Source organism: Leisingera sp. S2M4 (assembly GCF_055398055.1).
Window position 1 is genome coordinate 3,279,719 of the sequence record NZ_AP040861.1, and the last position, 17,458, is coordinate 3,297,176.

Sequence of the window (17,458 nt, forward strand, 5' to 3'; positions counted from 1 at the left end):
GAAAAATATCGACTTAGGGGGTGCGTCAATTAATAGCACCCTTGACTTGGGGAGGTGGCAATGAAACCTTTTGCACGTGCATTTCACCTGCACGCGCCCTGCCTGTCGGTTTCTGTTTTACAGAGCCCGCCCCGGACGGTTTCGCCCCGGCGGCGCATGTGCAGGGCCGCCAATCATAAGACAAGTGGGAGAGACTTGATCATGAAACACACCAAGCTGACCATCGGTGCTTTGGTGACCGCCGCCTTCGTCGCGCCGGCCGCATCCGCGCAGGAATACATCACCATCGGCACCGGCGGCGTGACCGGTGTTTATTACCCCACCGGTGGCGCGATCTGCCGCCTGGTAAACAAGGGCCGCAAGGAGCATGGCTTCAAATGCGCCGTCGAATCCACCGGCGGTTCGGTCTACAACATCAACACCATCCGCGAAGGTGAGCTTCAGTTCGGTGTGGCCCAGTCCGACTGGCAGTACCACGCCTATAACGGCACCTCCAAATTCGAGGAACAAGGTCCGTTTGAAGGCCTGCGCGCCGTCTTCTCCGTACACCCGGAGCCCTTCACCGTGGTCGCCCGTGCCGATGCCGGCATCGAGACCTTTGACGACCTCAAAGGCAAGCGCGTCAACATCGGCAACCCGGGTTCCGGCCAGCGCGGCACCATGGAAGTGCTGATGGAAGCCAAGGGCTGGGGCATGGAAGATTTCGCCCTGGCAACCGAGCTGAAGGCGGCAGAACAGTCCGCAGCGCTGTGCGACAACCAGATCGACGCGATGATCTACACCGTTGGTCACCCGTCCGGCTCCATCCAGGAAGCCACCACCGCCTGTGACTCGGTGCTGGTGACCGTCGATGGCGAAGCCGTTGAAAAGCTGGTGGAAGAAAACTCCTTCTACCGCACCGCGACCATCCCCGGCGGCATGTACCGCGGCACCGACGAAGACACCAAGACCTTTGGTGTGGGCGCGACCTTCGTGACTTCGGCAGACGTGTCCGAAGATGCGGTCTACGCAGTTGTCAGCTCGGTCTTCGAAAACTTCGAAGCCTTCCAGAAACTGCACCCGGCCTTCGCCAACCTGAAGCCGGAAGAGATGATCAAGGACGGCCTATCGGCGCCGCTGCATCCCGGCGCTGCCAAGTACTACAAGGAAAAGGGCTGGATCGAGTAAGTCGACCCAGCAACGGAACGGGGCGCCAAAGCGCCCCGTTTTTGCCCCTAGGGGGAAATAGCGGCCGCGCTATCGGCGCTGGCCCAAAGGGAGATTATCCATGACATCCGATGCTCAGGGAAATCGACCGCTCAGCGAAGAAGAGCTTCAGGAACTGGTCGCGTCCTCTGACGCAGGCGCCCGCAATCCCGCCGGGAGTGTCGGCCTGTTCCTCGCTATCGTTGCGGTCATCTGGTCGGTTTTCCAAGTCATTCTCGCCTCACCGGTTTCCAACATGCTGCTGCCGGGCAGCGTGGTGAACAATTCCCGGCAAATCCATTTGGCGTTCGCCATATTCCTGGCCTATGCCGCCTATCCGGCGTTCAAATCCAGCCCCCGTGGTCAGATCCCGATCCAGGACTGGATCTTCGCCATTCTGGGCGCTGCAATCGCGCTTTATGGGTATATTTTCTATCAGAAAATCGTCGATTCCGGCGGGCTTGCCGATGATATGGACAAGTGGTTCGCCCTTGCGGGCCTGATCCTGCTGTTCGAAGCCGCACGCCGGGCGCTTGGTCCGGCAATGGCGATCATTGCCACGATTTTCCTGGCCTATGTCTTCTTCGGCTCTTCCGAATGGGTGCCCGAAGTCATCCGCTGGAAAGGCGCCAGCCTGAAAAAGGCCATGAGCCACATGTGGATCACCTCGGAAGGCGTGTTTGGTATCGCCCTGGGTGTTTCGACAAAGTTCGTTTTCCTGTTCGTGCTGTTCGGCGCGCTGCTCGACAAGGCCGGGGCAGGCAACTACTTCATCAAGATGGCCTTTGGCGCCCTTGGCCACCTGCGCGGCGGCCCCGCCAAGGCGGCGGTTGTCGGCTCTGCCGCAACCGGTCTGATTTCGGGCTCATCCATTGCCAACGTAGTCACCACCGGCACCTTCACCATTCCGCTGATGAAGCGGGTGGGCTTTACCTCCGAGCAGGCAGGCTCGGTCGAGGTTGCGTCCTCGGTCAACGGCCAGATCATGCCCCCGGTGATGGGCGCTGCGGCCTTTTTGATGGTGGAATATGTCGGCATCTCCTATGTCGAGGTGATCACCCATGCCTTCCTGCCGGCCGCGATTTCCTACATCGCGCTGGTGTACATCGTACATCTGGAAGCGGTGAAGCGGAACATGCCGACTCTGGGCAACCGGGTGGTGTCCATGGGGCGCACCATTGGTGGCATGGCACTGTTCTTTGCGGGCTTTGCCGGCCTGTGCTACGGCGTGCAGTTCCCGGTCCAGTGGATCGTTGCCGCGATGCCGGATGCCTCCGGGCTGATGCTGTCGGCGCTGCTGGTGCTGACTTACATCGGTCTTCTTTGGCTGGCGGCAGGCGTGGATGACCTGGTTCCGGACGACCCCAATTCAGAGAAGGTCGAGCTGCCGGTCGTGTCCGAGATCTACAAGGCAGGTCTGCATTACCTGCTGCCGATCATCGTGCTGGTCTACTTCCTGATGATCGAACAGAAATCGCCGGGCCTGTCCGCGTTCTGGGCGACCGCGCTGCTGTTCGTCATTCTGCTGACGCAGAAACCGCTGAAGGCGATCTTCCGCGGACAGAATACGGCTGCGAATGCCTTTGTGGAGGGCGTCACCGACCTTTGGAACGGCCTGATCGACGGGGCGCGCAACATGATCGGCATCGCGCTGGCCACGGCCACCGCGGGCGTGATCGTGGGGACCGTGACCCTGACCGGCGTGGGACAGGTGATGTCGGAGCTGGTTGAGTTCATCTCGGGTGGCAATCTGATCCTGATGCTGGTGATGGTCGGACTTCTGTCGCTGGTGCTGGGCATGGGTTTGCCGACCACCGCCAACTACATCGTTGTCAGTTCGCTGATGGCCGGCGTCGTGGTGGAACTGGGGGCCCAGTCGGGCCTGATCGTTCCGCTGATCGCCGTGCATCTGTTCGTGTTCTACTTTGGCATCATGGCCGATGTGACCCCGCCCGTCGGGCTGGCGAGCTTTGCCGCGGCGGCCGTGTCGGGTGGCGACGCGATCCGCACCGGGTTCACCGCGTTCTTCTACAGCTTGCGGACCGTGGCCTTGCCGTTTGTGTTCATCTTCAACACCGACCTGCTTTTGATCGATGTGACCTGGGCACAAGGGATACTGGTCGCGATCTCCGCGACGATCGCGATCCTCGTCTTCACCGCCGGCACCATGGGGTATTTCGTCAGCCGCAACCGGATCTATGAAAGCGTTCTGCTGATCTTTGCAGCCTTCGCGCTGTTCAGACCGGATTTCTTCATGGATCGGGTAATGCCGCCGTTCGCCGATGTCCCGCCCACCCAGCTGGTGCAGGCGCTCGATACCGCCGAGCCGGGCGCAGAGTTCCGCATCACCGTGGAAGGTCCAGATTTCGACACAGGCGAGATCAAGTCCACCACCATGGTGCTGACAGCCGATGGCAGCGGTGGCCAGCAAGCCGTCGACGCCTATGGTCTGCTGCTGCTGGAGGAAGACGGGATGATGAAGCTGGATGAGCCGATGTTCGGCACTCCGGCTGCACCCAATCTGGAGAGCTTTGACTTCTATGCCGATGAACCGGTGCAGATCCAGGCAATCCAGGCCCCGGCAAGCCAGCTGCCCAAGGAGCTGGTCTTCATCCCGGCTCTTCTGCTGGTGGCGCTGATCGCGCTGCTGCAACGCGGCCGCGCCCGTGAACAGGAAGGAGTACCGGCATGAGCAAACCCGTTCTTTGCGCATTGGAGCTGAGCGATCGGGAGACGGACGAGAAGGTCCTGACCCAGGCCGCCAAGCTTGCCGATCTGGAAGGCAGCCAGCTGGACGTTCTAAACGTCTTGCCGGATTTCGGTGAAAGCTGGGTGTCGGGCTTCTTTGAGAAACACCACCATGAAAAAGCGGTCAAGGAAGCGACCAGACGGCTGAGCGAGCTGTGTGACAAGATTCTGGGGGACGAACGCAACGCCAAGGTTCGTCACCTGGTGGCGACTGGCACGGCCTATCAGGAAATCCTGAAGGTCGCAGAAAAGGCCGGCAGCGGTCTGATCGTGATTGGCGCGCACAAGCCGGATCTGAAGGATTACCTGTTGGGCCCCAATGCCGCGCGGGTGATCCGGCATTCGGATTGCTCGGTCTTTGTCGTGCGTTGAACCCGCATGAATCCCCAAGACTTAAGGGCGCCCTCGGGCGCCCTTATTCATAACCGGTCATTTCCAGATACCCCTGGCCGCTGTGGCTGCCGCTGACCTCGACCGGTCCCTCCCAATATGAAAACTGGGTGCCCATCCAACTTTGCGGGTTAAGCGCCTGGACTTCCACGGAAAGATCCCGCTCCTCAAGCACGAGGCTCCATCGTGTTGGGATCTCGCGCCCGGCGACTAAAGTGGTCTCCAATGGCTCTGCCTGGACTGCACCCGGGGCAAGCGCGGTGACGGTGCCATCGGTGCCGATCCAGGTGCCAGATGAGAAATTGCCGTTTTCGCCACGCAGCACAAACCCCATCAGGCGGTCGCCGCTGTCAAGACTGAGCGAGAACCAATCCCAACCGCTTTGGTCTGCAGCCAATGGCTGGCTGGACCATTCCCGATCCAGCCAGGCAGAGCCGCTGACCTTCACCGGGCCATCACCGAGGCTCAATGTGCCTTGAACCTGGTAGTCGGGCTGCGAATAGTAGTAGCTGGCCTGACCGAGGTCCGATTTGACTGAATAGCCATCCGCACCGTGGAGGACCAGCGGGCCTTCAGCTTTCAGGTCCAAATTGTAATGAAAATCAAATGCTTGGGCTGTTAGGTTGAGTTCTGAAATTCCATCTGATTGTGCCTGCATCCGCCAATCGTCAATCCATGCGGAAAATGGCTGGGCGGTGACCCCGGCCTGGCCGGTGCCGCCGCGGGCAATGCGCTCGGCGAACAGATGCCGGTCGCGCGAAGTTGCAGCCACATGACCCATCCAGATCTGGGGGTTCTGCCAGCCATCTTCGTTCCCCGGTTCCAAGGCCGAACGAAACAAAGTCCACTGGACACCATATTTTGTGCCATCCGCGGAATGAAGGTTGGCGGTCAAGTACCACCATTCAATACGAAAATCCGGGTGCGGGCCGTGATCTTGCGGGAACTTGAGTGGCGTGTTCGGACGCGGGATGGCGAACCCCTCGGCACGGGAGGCGAGGCCCGCATAGCCCTGTGCCTCTGCGGCGAAGGGCATAGGGAGCAGGAAACAGGCGGCGATGAGCCACGACCTAGCGTTCATTGGCAAATACCTTCAACAAGTCCGCGGGGTCCAGTCGGCTTAGCCTCCAAGCCGGCAGGGCTGCCGACAGCGTGGCGGCTAGCAGGGCCAGCAGGAAGAGTTGCAGCCAATCAGCGGGAAACAGGTACATCGGCAACTTCCAGCCAAAGGCGGCAACGTTGATGACCGCCAGCAGCGCCCAAGCCAGTGCCAATCCCAGTGGCAAGGCAAGAAGCGCGGTCATGGCTGCAAGCAGAAGGCTGCGCAGTAGCTCCGTCGCGGCCAGTTGTCGCCGGGTCAGGCCCATGGCCCAGACCGGCGCCAGTTGAGGCAGCCTTTGCGCCCAAAGGGTCAGCAGGCTGCTGAGCATGGCAAATCCTGCCACCCCGAGCGTCAGAAGGTTCAAGGCGGCGGTTATAACAAAGGTGCGCTCGAAGATCGCGAGTGACCGCATTTTGATCGTCCGCTGATCCGTTATGGCGTCTGCAGGCAGATCAAAGGCGTCTCGTATGGCCTTGGAGACAGAAAGAATCTCTTCTTCGGGTGCGCGCAGGCCAAACTGCCGGTTCGGCACGCCGGGTATCTGCGCCAGCAGGGTCGGCAGAGCGACAATTGCCTGTGCGTCAGGATTTCCGAAATCGGAATAGATACCGACCACTTCTGCGCGCCAACCGGATTGCAATGCGACGGCATCTCCGGGTTTTAAACCGTGGCGGCGCGCCATTTGCTCATTTATCATGGTTGCTCCATGTCGAAACATGCGATCCCATGCATCGGATTTCGCGTCCAGCAACGGCCAATGATCGCGGTAGGTGGCGTGATCGACTACACCGTAAACACGCAGCGGCAGGCCCTCGTAGCGAAGGTCGGCACGCCGAACAGGAAGCGCGGGAATATCGCGAGCCGCCAGCCAGTCCTGCAACGCTGCCCCCTGGTGATCATTCCGAACAGTCACGTAGAGCTCCGCCGCGAGCCGCTGATCCAGCCAGGCGGTGAACGTGAGGCGAAAGCTGGAAACCATTGTCGTTACGCCAATATTCGCCGCCAGTGCCAACAAAAGCGCCATCAGCGCCAGCGACATGCCCGGCAGCTGGGCACGGGTGTCCGCCAACAACCATCCAGCAAAAGGCCCGCGCGTAAATCGTTGCGCCAGCGTGAGCAACAACGTGATGAGCTGCGGCAAGAGTAGCGCGGCCCCGAGCATCAACGCGCTGAGAAATGCAAACCCTCCCAGAAGCCCTTCGGAGAAAAGCAAGATTATTGCCCCGAGTATCAGGAGGGCCACACCCGCAATCGCCAGCAGCCTGTAGGAGCGACGAACGCGCTGGCCGCGCGCCTGCGAGGCTGGCGCAGCGAGCAAGGGCATCCGCCACACTTCATACAAGGCCTGTGCTCCGGCCACGAATATCCCCGCCAAGGCCATTCCCAACCCGGACAGCACCCAAGAGGGCCGCAGCTCCAAGCCTCCCTCGATCTGCGCGCCGTACAGACCTGACAGGGTGGCGCTTACATCCGGTAGCAGGGCTGCGGCGACAAGATACCCCCCAGCGAGGCCCAGAAGCGCGGAGAGGATACCAATCGCCATCAACTCCGCTGCAATCAGCAAGACAATCAGGCGCAAGGAAAGACCCAGCCCTCGCAGGGTGCGCAGCATGGCCCGCCGTTGCTCAAGACTGAGCGCGATGCCGCCCTGTACGATGAACAGGCCCACCGCGAAAGAGAGCATTCCAAAAGCCGTTAGATTGAGGTGAAAACTCTCCGTGAGCCGGGCGGTGTCCGCTGCGTCGCCTGACGCGTCAAGACGCAATTCTGGGACCAGTTCGGCAAGGGGCTGAAGGCCGGATCGTTGCGTGGGCAAAAGTTGCAGGTAGCTGATCTGATGCGACTGGTTCAACAGGCGGCCTGCCAAGCTCAGATCCGCGATCAGCAGGTCGCGTGGCACATCCTCAACCGCGCGCATTGGGATGCTGTCCTGCAACTGGGCTAGCCGAGCAGCGGTGTCCGGGTGAGCGAACAGCAGCCCAGGTGGGGTGAGCGCAGTCAAATCCGGTGCGCCTTGCTCCGTTATGAGGGTGGCGGAAAGGGGGTGGCTCAGCAGGTCTATCCCCATGATATCAAATGCTTGATCGCCAAAATTTACGTTACCTGTTAAAACGGGCGTCACCTGCCATCCTGCGCGGCGCAGGCGGGCAAACTGTTCAAGTGATATCGAACTTTCCATCGGAACCAAGCGGGCGCCAGCCATCCCTGCAAGCTGTTGTTCTGCTTGTTTGTAGCTCGCGCGTGCCTCTGAATTGATCGCCTGTACCGCGGACCACAGGCCGGTTGCCAGGGCCAGTCCGACCGCCAAAGTCACCAATTGCAGCGGATGCCGCAGCCAGTGGGACAGAAGGGCCAGAAAGGCGGCCCGGATCATTCGATGCGTCCGTGATGCAGGTGCAGCTGCTGATCCAGCATCGACGCAATGCTGCGGGAGTGAGTGACCAGAAACAGCGCGGTTCCGCTGTCACGGACAAGCTCGAGCATCAACGCCATCACTTTCGCACTGGAGCTTTCATCGAGGTTACCGGTAGGTTCATCCGCCAACAGCAAGGTCGGGCGAAGGGCGAGCGCGCGGGCAATGGCTACCCGTTGCTGCTGCCCGCCCGACAATTGGTCCGGAAACCGCGATCTCAGATCCGCCAGTCCAAGCCGATCCATCACTTCGGCTCCCCACTTCGGGTCCCAGCGCTCACCAAGCTGGGCATGCAGGGCAACGTTCCGCTCCACACTCAGTGAAGGGATCAGGTTAAATTGCTGGAAAACCAAAGAAACCTTTGTTCGCCGCAGAGCCGCCCGCTCCCGGTCCGAGAGGGAGGACAGGGCGGTTCCCGCGACGGTGATCTCTCCGGTATCGAACAGATCCAACGCTCCGACCAGGTGCAACAGCGTGCTCTTGCCCGATCCGCTTTCCCCGGTCAGCGCAAGGGTGCGACCGGCAGCAAGGTCCAGCGAGACGCCCCGCAGAACCGCGCTCGTCGGATCCTGCCCGGGATAGGTTTTGGTTACATTGCGGATCGACAAAACCATGGTGCGCCGAACCTCCTGCAGTCCGTTTGTCTGCCATCATTGCACTGAACAGGCTTGTGAAAGGGTTGTCCAGCCTGACGGCCAGCTTCGAATTGACGCGCCAAGAGCGTTGCGAGACAGCTGTTAAGTTCTTAGGTTGGCAGAAATTTATCAAACAAGAGGCAGGCACTCCCGATGACCTTATGGGTGCAACTGATTTGGGGTTCGATCTTCCTCAGCCTTTGCCTGCTGCTGCAGATCGCCATGCTGGTCTGGTGGGGCGCACAATTGAAACGCTTGTTCTCGCTCTTCGACAAGCCGTTCCACAGATGGCAGTCGGGCTGCATTCTGGTCGTCACGATTTTCACTATTCTCGCCAGTCACACGGTACAGGTCTGGATCTGGTCGATAGCCTTTTACCTCAACGGTGCGCTGCCGGATTGGAACACGGCCGTCTACTTTATCCTGGTGACCTATACCACTGTGGGCTATGGCGACGTCGTGTTGGATCCGTCGCTGCGGGTCGGTGCGGGTCTGGCCTCGGTGAACGGCGTTCTGTCGTTCGGGATCAGCACAGCTTTCCTGGTGACCGCGATGGGGCGGTTGTTTTTCCACGAAGATCAAGCACCTGACGCGTCTGATTAAAGCACGGGCGCCAGCAGCCTTGCCATGGGGGCCATGATCCGCAGCAGGGGCTTTTGTTGGCTCAGCGGCTCCAGCTCATCGCTTGCGTTGACAAAATCGCGCTCAAGCATTTCAGCTACGTCAAGGGCTGACGCCTGATCAAAGAGCAATGCCATGGTTTCAAAGTTCAAGCGGAACGAACGGTTGTCGAGGTTGCAAGTGCCAACGCCGGACAGCGTCTCGTCGACGACAAAACACTTCTGATGCATGAACCCGTCACGATAGCGGTAGATCTGTACGCCCGCGGCCTGAAGTTCATCAAAGAAGGCGAAGCTGGCAAGCCACGGCAAATAATGGTCGACCTTCTCGGGCAACAGGATCCGCACATCCACGCCGCGTAGGCTGGCGTGCTGCAAGGCGGCGCTGACTTCCTGATCGGGAACGAAATAGGGGGAGGCCAGCCAGACTCGTTCCTGCGCGGCGGTTATGGCGGAAAAATACAGCATTGACCCATTGCCCACGGCATCGCCGGGACCGGTTGCCGCGATCAAGGCGGGCCTGTCCTCCGTGCCTGGGTGCGGCTCCCAGTGCAGGTGATCCAGAATTGGTTCCTGTGTGTACCAATGCCAGTCTTCGGCAAAAGACAGCTGGAGCTGCAGCACCACGGGACCGCTCAGCCTGACATGGGTGTCGCGCCAGGGCGACAAGGCCGGGGCGAGGCCGAGGTATTCATCCCCGACGTTGATCCCGCCGGTAAAGCCAATGCGACCATCAACGATGACCGTCTTGCGGTGATTGCGGAAATTGATCCGCATCCGCGTCCAGGGGCGGCGATAGCGTCCCGGTGCCACGAGGTGGATACCGGCGTGTTCCAGTTCCTCGATATAGGCGCGCGGCAGCTGGCGACTGCCGATCTTGTCCACCATCATCCAGATTTTCACGCCGCGTTTGGCGGCGGCCAGCAACCGCGCATGCAGCTGGTCTCCGATGCCGTCCGAACGCAGAATGTAATATTGAAGCAATATATACTCCTGCGCGCCGTCAATCGCTTCAAAAATGCTATCGAAGGTCTGCCGCCCGTTGACCAGCAATGTCATGTCGTTGCCACGGCAGATCTTGAAGCCGGCAATCGCTTCGAAGGGGGCCGGGTTGATGGGCAGCGTCAACGGCGGTTCCGACAGGGCGCTGGTCTTGGCGCGGCGCGGCAGCAATGCCCTTTCCGCGGCGCGACGGGCCCGCCAATACCCCCGGAAACGGTGATCCCCGAACACCATGAAGGCGGGCAACGCGATCATCGGAGCCGAAAGCAGGAAGACGACCCAACCGATCGCCCCCTGCGGCGTTCGGGACGTGCGCGCTGCCCGTAAGGCGGCAACCGAGGCCACACCCCAGATCACGACCAACGCACCGGTGCTGAGGACGAACCACACCATTCATGCCCCCTTGCCTGAAATCCGAATTCGTACCGTGGCCGTTGCAAGCGGGCCATCAGCTGCGGCGACTGTTGCCAGAATGTGAGTTTCACCGGCCGCATTTGTCAATGGCTGGAAAATTCGCAGCTCTTGTGGGAACTTGTGGCCATGATGATCTTGCCGCCGATACACCGTTGGCCGACAGCCCTGCTGATCGCCGCTCGCCGTTTCAACCAGAAAAACGGCTGGGTCATGAGCAGCCATATCGCCATGTCGATGATGTTGGCGTTGTTCCCATTCGTGTTGTTTTCCGTGGCCCTTGCCGGCACCCTTGCGGGGCTGTTCTCGCAAAACCTCGAAATGGAGCAACTGACCGACCATGTGTTCGGTGTCTGGCCCGCGCCCGTCGCCAAGCCGATCCTGGCGGAGCTCAAGGCTGTGTTGCGCACCTCGAACACTCAACTGGTCACCCTGGGGGGGCTGCTGGCGCTGTACTTTGCGTCCAACGGCGTTGACGCCGTGCGGGTGGCGATGGTGCAGGCCTACCACGACACTGACACGCGCCCCTTCTGGAAAACGCGCGGACTGTGTATCGCACTGGTGATCCTGGGCGGCGCAGGGATCATTCTCGCCGCAACTGTTGAGATCCTGGTACCACTTTACATGCGCTACCTTGCCGATCTCGTGCCCTTTGCGACAGTGCCGAAGGGGCTGGAAAGCGGGCTGAGCGGCATATTCGCATTGAGCCTGCCTGTCGGCGCTGTGCTGTCCTTCCATCTCTTGCTGCCGGGGCGGATGCATCGGTGGCAAAGGATTCTCCCCGGCGCGTTGCTGACATTGCTGTTGTGGCTGGCTGCCGGTGGCGGTTTCGCCATTTACGTCAGCAGCTTTGCCCAATATTCCGCGACATATGCAGGACTGGCCGGGGCGATGGCCGCGATGATCTTTCTCTACCTCAATTCCGCGATCTTGATTATCGGAGCGGAATTCAACGGGGCCTTGATCGATCTTGCGGAAGAAGCCAACAGGGCCCAGGGCTGAATTCGGAAACGGGCGTTTCCAAAATTTCAACAATAAGGCGGGCCTGCCACAATTCGGCCCAAATGCGTTCCTAAAGGCGGTCTAAACCGGTGACACCACCGACGCTCCAGAAGGACCGACCAAGATGAATGTGCAAACCCCGCGCCGCCAGGAAAAGTTGATCGCGAAGTTGCGCAAGACGCTGGAAAACTGGCGGGACCGGGCGCCCTTGCGCGTGTACCGGCTGGCGGAAGGCGAGGGCGACGCCGCGCTCATGCTGCGCCACATTGCGACACAGTCTCTGAGCAGCCCCCGCCGTTTCCGCTTTTGAGCTAGCCGCGGAACCCTGTCGCGACGACGAATTTCTCGGAACTGTCGGAGCGTGAGGAGGGCGGCTTCATGTTGACCACCTTGGTGAATTTCTGCTTCAGTAGCTTTTGAAGTTCGCCCTCGGCACCGCCGGCGAGCACCTTGGCAACAAAGGTGCCTCCTTCCTCGAGGACGTCGAAAGCGAAGTAGGCCGCTGTCTCGCACAGCGAAATGATGCGCAAGTGGTCAGTCTGCTTGTGTCCCGAGCTGGCAGCGGCCATATCCGACATGACCACGTCTGCCTTGCCGCCAAGCCATTCCTTGACCTTTTCGTCGGCGCCGTCATCCATGAAGTCCAGCTGGTGGAACTCCGCGCCTGCCAGCGGTTCGACCTCCTGCAGATCGACGCCAATGATGCGACCGACGGCTTTACCCGGCTTTTCCCCAAGGGCGTTGATCCGCTTGACAGCAACCTGCGCCCAGCCACCTGGCGCACAGCCAAGATCGACGACACGCGCACCGTTCACCAAGAACCGGAAGCGATCGTCCAGCTCCATGATCTTGTAGGCGGCACGCCCCCGGTAGCCCTCGGCCTGCGCCCGCTTGACATATGGGTCGTTCAGCTGCCGCTGCAGCCAACGGGTCGAGCTGAGCTTGCGTCCGCGGGCGCTCTTGACCTTCACCTTCAGGTCACGCTGGCCGCGGCCGGATGTATTCTTGCCAGTAGGTGTCTTTGCCATATCGCTGTATTCCGACGGATGCCGGACCCTGAGAAAATCCAAGTAACGTCACATAGGGCATTTCGCCCGGCTTTAGAAGGGTCCGTCTTCCAGAACCCCATCTGCGCTCATCTGCGCATACAGCAGCCCCTCGCGCAGGCCCCGGTCCGCGACCGACAGACGGTCGGTGGGCCAGCAGCGCAGAAGCGCCTGAAGGATGGCAGACCCAGACATGATCAGCGCCTGCCTGTCCTCGCCGATCCGCGGATCGCGGCGTCGCCCCTGGGGACCCAGTTCCAGGTAGCTGCGGATGACCTTGTCAATCTGGTCGCTGGTCATGCGCAGCCCGTCGACCTTGGTGCGGTCATAGCGTTTGAGGCCCAAGTGTGAGGCCGCGACGGTTGTGACCGTTCCGGAGGTGCCGACAATTTGGAAGCCTGCGCGTTTCTGCTCGTCCTTGTAGGGCGCAAAATCAGCGAGGTTTTCCTCGAAGAACCAGCTCATGAGGGCAAAACGTGCCGCGTCATCTTCGACATCGATGAACTGGTCACGCAGCGTTGCCACGCCCAACGGCACGGAGATCCAATCCACCACCTTGGCAGCAGGGAAAGGTGACGACGCGACCGGGGTGAAGCCGTGATGCAACCGCATGATTGCGGAGGGGCGGTCCCGACGCGGAACAGAGGAAATGTCGATCCACACCAGCTCGGTCGAGCCGCCGCCGATGTCGACCACCAACAGCTGCGTCGTTCTGGTCGAAACCAGCGGCGCGCAGGAGATGACCGCAAGCCGGGCTTCCTCCTCGGGCTGGATGATTTCCAGCGTCAGACCGGTCTCGCGTTTGACCTGCCGGATGAAATCCCTTGCATTCTTGGCGCGGCGGCAGGCCTCGGTCGCGACGAGCCGCATGCGCTTGACCTTGTTGCGCTTCAATTTCTGCTGACAGATGCGCAAGGCCTGAATGGTGCGCGCCATTGAGGACCGCGACAACCGTCCGGTCCGCTCCAGTCCGGCGCCCAGTTGCACCGACTTGGAGAAACTGTCCACCACATGAAAACCGCTGCCCTTGGGCTGAGCGATCAACATGCGGCAGCTATTTGTGCCCAAATCCAGCGCCGCATAAAGCGCGTCTGGATCGGGTCGGGCCGGTGCAGGGGTCTCAACCGCCTTGGGAAACGCGCCCACACCTTTCGAGCGCCTGGGCGCCATGATTCACGCCCTCCGATTATCGTGTTAACTGTAACAATAGGTGGGCAGTCGCCCCGGCGCAAGCGCCTGTCCACCGCGCTTTGCAAAATCCTCGGCTTGCCACATTGCTCATAATTCACATGAATATTTTGGCGGATCGCCCCGGTGGCCTTCGGCGGCGCACAAAGCTAGTGTTCCGGCCAGCAAAACGTCGCACAATCCCATCGGGTTGTCGAAAACCGACCAACCTGCGGCGCGTCAGCGCACTAGAACGAAGTCTATCCAGGCTTAGGAGGAACCCAGCCATGCCCGACGTCACCATCGTTTACTGGCGCGATATTCCCGCGCAGGTTATCGTTGGCAAAGGCCGCCGCGGCGCCAAACGGCAGTTGGAGGAACGCTTCGAACAGGCAATCGATCGCGCTGCGATGAAGGTCAATGCTAAGGACGCCGATGCCTATCTGGCAGAGTGGCGCAAGGCCGCGCCCTTCGCCGCCGAAGGCGACCCGGCTGAGATTGCCGAAGCGGAAGCCTCCCGTCTGGAGCAGGAATACGATCAGGAACGTCTGAAGGCTCTGATCGCAAATGACGGATGGGCATGAGCCTGACACCATTATGGGAGGCCGCGATGGCTTTGCTGAACTTCAAGAAACGTGACACCGGCGCGGCCCAGCCCGTCAGCCCCGAGGTTGAAGCCTTCCTGCAGGGCTACTCGATCGAAGTGATGCCGCGCACTGCCGCGAAGGTCGAGAACTTCCGCGATCTGCTGCCGGCCGATACCCGCGTCTACATCGCGCATATCGAAGGCACCCCGATCGAGGAAATGGTGGCCACGGCCAAGCGACTGAACGCGGAAGGCTTCCCGGTGATGCCGCATTTCCCGGCCCGCATCATCCAGGATGAGGCGACCCTGGCGGACTGGATCGCCCGCTACCAGGGTGAGGCGGATGTAAAGCAGGCCCTGCTGCTGGCCGGTGGTGTGGCCAAACCGCATGGTGATTTCCACAGCTCGATGCAGCTTTTGGAGACCGGGCTGTTCGACAAGGCAGGCTTCACCAATCTACATGTCGCGGGTCACCCCGAGGGCAACAAGGATATCGATCCCGACGGTTCAACCAAGAACGTCCTCGAAGCGCTTCTGTGGAAGCAGAAATTCTCCGAGCGCACCGACGCGAAAATGGCCCTGGCCACGCAATTCGCATTCGAAGCCAAGCCGATCATCGAATGGGCCAACAGCATCAAGGAAGCGGGCGTCGACATTCCGATCCACATCGGCATCGCCGGTCCCGCCAAGCTGCAGACGCTGATCAAGTTCGCGATCGCCTGCGGCGTGGGCCCGTCGCTGAAGGTGCTGCAGAAACGTGCCATGGATGTGTCCAAGCTGCTGCTGCCCTACGAGCCGACAGAGGTCGTCGCAGAGCTGGCGGCGCACAAGGCCGCGAACCCGGACTTCAACATCACCAACGTTCATTTCTTCCCGCTGGGCGGCATCAAGACCAACGCCACCTGGGCAATCAACAACGGCGGCGCCGCGGCGAAGCCGGTCAACTCCTAAGGATCAACAATGACCCGTACAGTCGTAGAATCAAAAACCAAAACCGCGATCCTGGGCTTTGACGAGCCTTTCTGCGTGATCGGAGAGCGCATCAACCCCACCGGTCGCAAGAAACTGGCGGCCGAGCTGGAAGCCGGCGATTTTTCCACCGTGGAACAAGACGCGCTGGCCCAGGTCATGGCAGGCGCCAACATTCTCGATGTCAACGCGGGTGTGGTTTACAACTCCAACCCCAACCCCAACGAGACCGAACCGCCGCTCATGACCAAGCTGATCGAGCTGGTTCAGGGCCTGACCGATGTGCCGCTGTGCATCGACTCCTCCGTGCCTGCCGCCTTGGAAGCCGGTCTCGCCGCAGCCGAGGGACGTCCGCTTCTGAACTCGGTCACCGGTGAGGAAGAGCGCCTGGAAATCGTTCTGCCGCTGGTCAAGAAATACAATGTCCCGGTTGTTGCCATTTCTAACGATGACACCGGCATCTCCGAAGACCCCGACGTCCGTTTCGCCGTGGCCAAGAAGATTGTCGAGCGCGCTGCCGATTTCGGCATCCCGGCACATGACATCGTGGTCGATCCTCTGGTCATGCCGATCGGTGCCATGGCCACCGCCGGCCAGCAGGTGTTTGCCCTTGTTCGTCGTCTGCGTGAAGAACTGGGTGTCAACACCACATGCGGTGCGTCCAACATCTCCTTCGGTCTGCCGAACCGGCATGGGATCAACAACGCCTTCCTGCCGATGGCAATGGCCGCTGGCATGACATCCGCGATCATGAACCCGGTCGCGCTGCCGGTGACGCAAAAGAAAATCGCGGAGAAGAAGGCCGAAGTCGAAGCCGCCGGCATCGTGCTGCCGGACGGCATGGATGACGAAACTTTCGTGACCCTGTTCGGCATGGGCTCCACCAAACCGCGTGCGGGGTCTGAAATGGAAGCGATCCGCGCCGCCAACCTGCTCACCAACAATGACCCGCATGGCGGTGAGTGGATCAAGGCCAACAAGGCACCGGCAGCCGCCGGCACCGAGGGCAGGGGCCGCGGTGGTCGCGCCGGAAGCCGTCGCCGTCGCGCCTGAGACTGGCCGCCAAAGGGATAGCGAAGCCGGGGACAATCCCCGGCTTTTCTTGTGCTGATGAGACGCGAGCAGCAGAGATAACTTGCGGCGATCGATCCGGTTTCAGACTACGCAGCGTCGTCACATATCCAGCTTCCGCAAGAGCGTGAATGTCTGCTCTCGAACCCATTTCGCAAGTTGCGCGGTATCGAACCGTCGGTTCCAGATACCCACGATGACAGGTGGCTCTATCTCCATCGGTGGCGCAAAGATCTTGAGATCATAGGTCCTTGCCATATCCGCCGCCAATTGGGCCGGTACGAGGGCAATCAGATCACTTTCACGAACTACGCGACACACGCCTGAAAAAACCGGAACCGTCAGCGCGACATGCCGCCTCTTGCCGACCCGTTCCAGTGCGGCATCGCCCATCGCAGCTAGGTTTCCTTCGGGCGAAAACAGCACGTGGTGCAGCGCGCAAAATATCTCCATTGGCATGACCTGCCCATCCGACAGGCCGCGAATGCCGGGGTTTGCAGCTCTGGCAATGACGTGGAAGGGGGAGCGAAACAGCGTCTCCCGGCGGACCCATCCGGGCACGCTCGTATCCGGGATCAAGGCCACATCCGCATTTCTGCGCTCCAGACTGGCGATGTAGTCTTGTGGTACCAGATCAACGAGTTGCGCGCGAATGCCCGGTGCTTTGCGTTGCAAGAGATCGCCAAGTGCGGGCATCAGCATCTCGGCGAAAAAATCACTTCCAGCGATCCGGAAGGTCCCCTCGGCGGTCGTCGGCTCGAAGGGCACCGGTGGCGCCAGCATGGCTTCGATGTGCTCGAGCTGCTGCCGGAGCGGCTCCCGAAGACCCGCGGCATAGTCAGTGGCTACGAGCCTGTTCCCTTGCCGGATAAAGAGCGGATCGCCGAGCGCATGGCGCAGACGCGACAGGCCGCCGGACACCGCGGACTGTGACAGCCCCAGCCGCTCAGCAGCTTTTACCGTCGAGCCTTCGCGGAACATCGCGTCCAACACGCGCAGCAGGTTGAGATCAAAGGTCGCGAAATTCATCTGGGCGATATCTTATATCGCGGAATGCGGTTTGGTCGATACCGTGTCGCGACGTTATGCTTTGTCGCACGAAAGCGCTTTC

Annotated in this window: 16 protein-coding genes; 9 read left to right on the top strand and 7 right to left on the bottom strand. The window is 60.7% G+C overall.

All coding sequences use genetic code 11. From position 1 onward, the window contains the following. Positions 1-201 precede the first annotated feature (201 nt). The 3 genes from ACZ52D_RS15870 (at position 202) to ACZ52D_RS15880 (ending at position 4,305) form a co-directional block, all read left to right on the top strand. Positions 202-1,167 carry a TAXI family TRAP transporter solute-binding subunit gene (locus tag ACZ52D_RS15870; protein ID WP_222453078.1) on the top strand — a complete coding sequence of 322 codons (966 nt, stop codon included), beginning with the start codon at positions 202-204 and terminating at the stop codon, positions 1,165-1,167. Positions 1,168-1,267: 100 nt separating this feature from the next. Beyond that, entirely contained in the window at positions 1,268-3,877 is a 2,610-nt protein-coding gene (locus ACZ52D_RS15875; protein WP_222453077.1) for a TRAP transporter permease, read from the top strand. Continuing rightward, a complete protein-coding gene (locus tag ACZ52D_RS15880) occupies positions 3,874-4,305 on the top strand; it encodes a universal stress protein (RefSeq protein WP_464441922.1) in 432 nt (143 codons plus the stop codon). The genes ACZ52D_RS15875 and ACZ52D_RS15880 overlap by 4 nt, the downstream gene beginning before the upstream one ends. A gap of 43 nt (positions 4,306-4,348) precedes the next feature. Here the strand turns inward: ACZ52D_RS15880 and ACZ52D_RS15885 are convergent, their stop codons facing one another. Genes ACZ52D_RS15885 through ACZ52D_RS15895 form a run of 3 tightly spaced genes read right to left on the bottom strand, consistent with a single transcriptional unit; the run spans position 4,349 to position 8,452 of the window. Continuing rightward, positions 4,349-5,404 carry a lipocalin-like domain-containing protein gene (locus ACZ52D_RS15885; RefSeq protein WP_464441924.1) on the bottom strand — a complete coding sequence of 352 codons (1,056 nt, stop codon included), beginning with the start codon at positions 5,402-5,404 and terminating at the stop codon, positions 4,349-4,351. Then, on the bottom strand, positions 5,394-7,799 hold the full coding sequence (locus ACZ52D_RS15890; RefSeq protein WP_464441925.1) for an FtsX-like permease family protein: 2,406 nt from the start codon (positions 7,797-7,799) through the stop codon (positions 5,394-5,396). Before ACZ52D_RS15890 ends, ACZ52D_RS15885 begins: the two co-directional genes overlap by 11 nt. After that, on the bottom strand, positions 7,796-8,452 hold the full coding sequence (locus ACZ52D_RS15895; RefSeq protein ID WP_464441927.1) for an ABC transporter ATP-binding protein: 657 nt from the start codon (positions 8,450-8,452) through the stop codon (positions 7,796-7,798). Before ACZ52D_RS15895 ends, ACZ52D_RS15890 begins: the two co-directional genes overlap by 4 nt. A 186-nt stretch (positions 8,453-8,638) precedes the next feature. Here ACZ52D_RS15895 and ACZ52D_RS15900 point away from each other — a divergent pair, with 186 nt between their 5' ends. Then, positions 8,639-9,076: an ion channel gene (locus ACZ52D_RS15900; RefSeq protein ID WP_464441929.1), complete on the top strand. Its 438-nt coding sequence runs from the start codon at positions 8,639-8,641 to the stop codon at positions 9,074-9,076. Here ACZ52D_RS15900 and cls read toward each other — a convergent pair. Continuing rightward, on the bottom strand, positions 9,073-10,488 hold the full coding sequence (gene cls, locus ACZ52D_RS15905; protein ID WP_464441931.1) for a cardiolipin synthase: 1,416 nt from the start codon (positions 10,486-10,488) through the stop codon (positions 9,073-9,075). The two genes, ACZ52D_RS15900 and cls, sit on opposite strands and share 4 nt — an antisense overlap. A 147-nt stretch (positions 10,489-10,635) precedes the next feature. On the opposite strand from cls, the gene ACZ52D_RS15910 reads away from it, so the two are divergent. Next, entirely contained in the window at positions 10,636-11,508 is an 873-nt protein-coding gene (locus tag ACZ52D_RS15910; RefSeq protein ID WP_417471857.1) for a YihY/virulence factor BrkB family protein, read from the top strand. Between the two features lie 124 nt (positions 11,509-11,632). Beyond that, entirely contained in the window at positions 11,633-11,818 is a 186-nt protein-coding gene (locus ACZ52D_RS15915) for a hypothetical protein (RefSeq protein WP_464441933.1), read from the top strand. 1 nt (position 11,819) lies between these two features. Here ACZ52D_RS15915 and ACZ52D_RS15920 read toward each other — a convergent pair whose 3' ends face one another. Together ACZ52D_RS15920 and ACZ52D_RS15925 are read right to left on the bottom strand one after the other, a co-directional pair. Then, entirely contained in the window at positions 11,820-12,536 is a 717-nt protein-coding gene (locus tag ACZ52D_RS15920; RefSeq protein WP_222453068.1) for an RlmE family RNA methyltransferase, read from the bottom strand. Between the two features lie 72 nt (positions 12,537-12,608). Continuing rightward, positions 12,609-13,724 (bottom strand): Ppx/GppA phosphatase family protein, encoded by a 1,116-nt coding sequence (locus tag ACZ52D_RS15925; RefSeq protein ID WP_369929424.1) that lies wholly within the window; start codon positions 13,722-13,724, stop codon positions 12,609-12,611. A 284-nt stretch (positions 13,725-14,008) separates the two neighbouring features. On the opposite strand from ACZ52D_RS15925, the gene ACZ52D_RS15930 reads away from it, so the two are divergent. From ACZ52D_RS15930 to ACZ52D_RS15940, 3 genes are read left to right on the top strand one after another with little or no spacing between them, the layout of a single operon-like run. Beyond that, on the top strand, positions 14,009-14,305 hold the full coding sequence (locus ACZ52D_RS15930) for a virulence factor (RefSeq protein WP_222453066.1): 297 nt from the start codon (positions 14,009-14,011) through the stop codon (positions 14,303-14,305). Positions 14,306-14,331: 26 nt separating this feature from the next. Continuing rightward, positions 14,332-15,258, top strand: a complete 927-nt coding sequence (locus ACZ52D_RS15935; RefSeq protein ID WP_369929467.1) for a methylenetetrahydrofolate reductase — start codon at positions 14,332-14,334, stop codon at positions 15,256-15,258. Positions 15,259-15,267: 9 nt separating this feature from the next. Further along, positions 15,268-16,329, top strand: a complete 1,062-nt coding sequence (locus tag ACZ52D_RS15940) for a methyltetrahydrofolate cobalamin methyltransferase (RefSeq protein WP_222453064.1) — start codon at positions 15,268-15,270, stop codon at positions 16,327-16,329. 120 nt (positions 16,330-16,449) lie between these two features. Here the strand turns inward: ACZ52D_RS15940 and ACZ52D_RS15945 are convergent, their stop codons facing one another. Further along, positions 16,450-17,376: a LysR family transcriptional regulator gene (locus ACZ52D_RS15945; RefSeq protein ID WP_464441935.1), complete on the bottom strand. Its 927-nt coding sequence runs from the start codon at positions 17,374-17,376 to the stop codon at positions 16,450-16,452. Between the last annotated feature and the right edge of the window lie 82 nt (positions 17,377-17,458).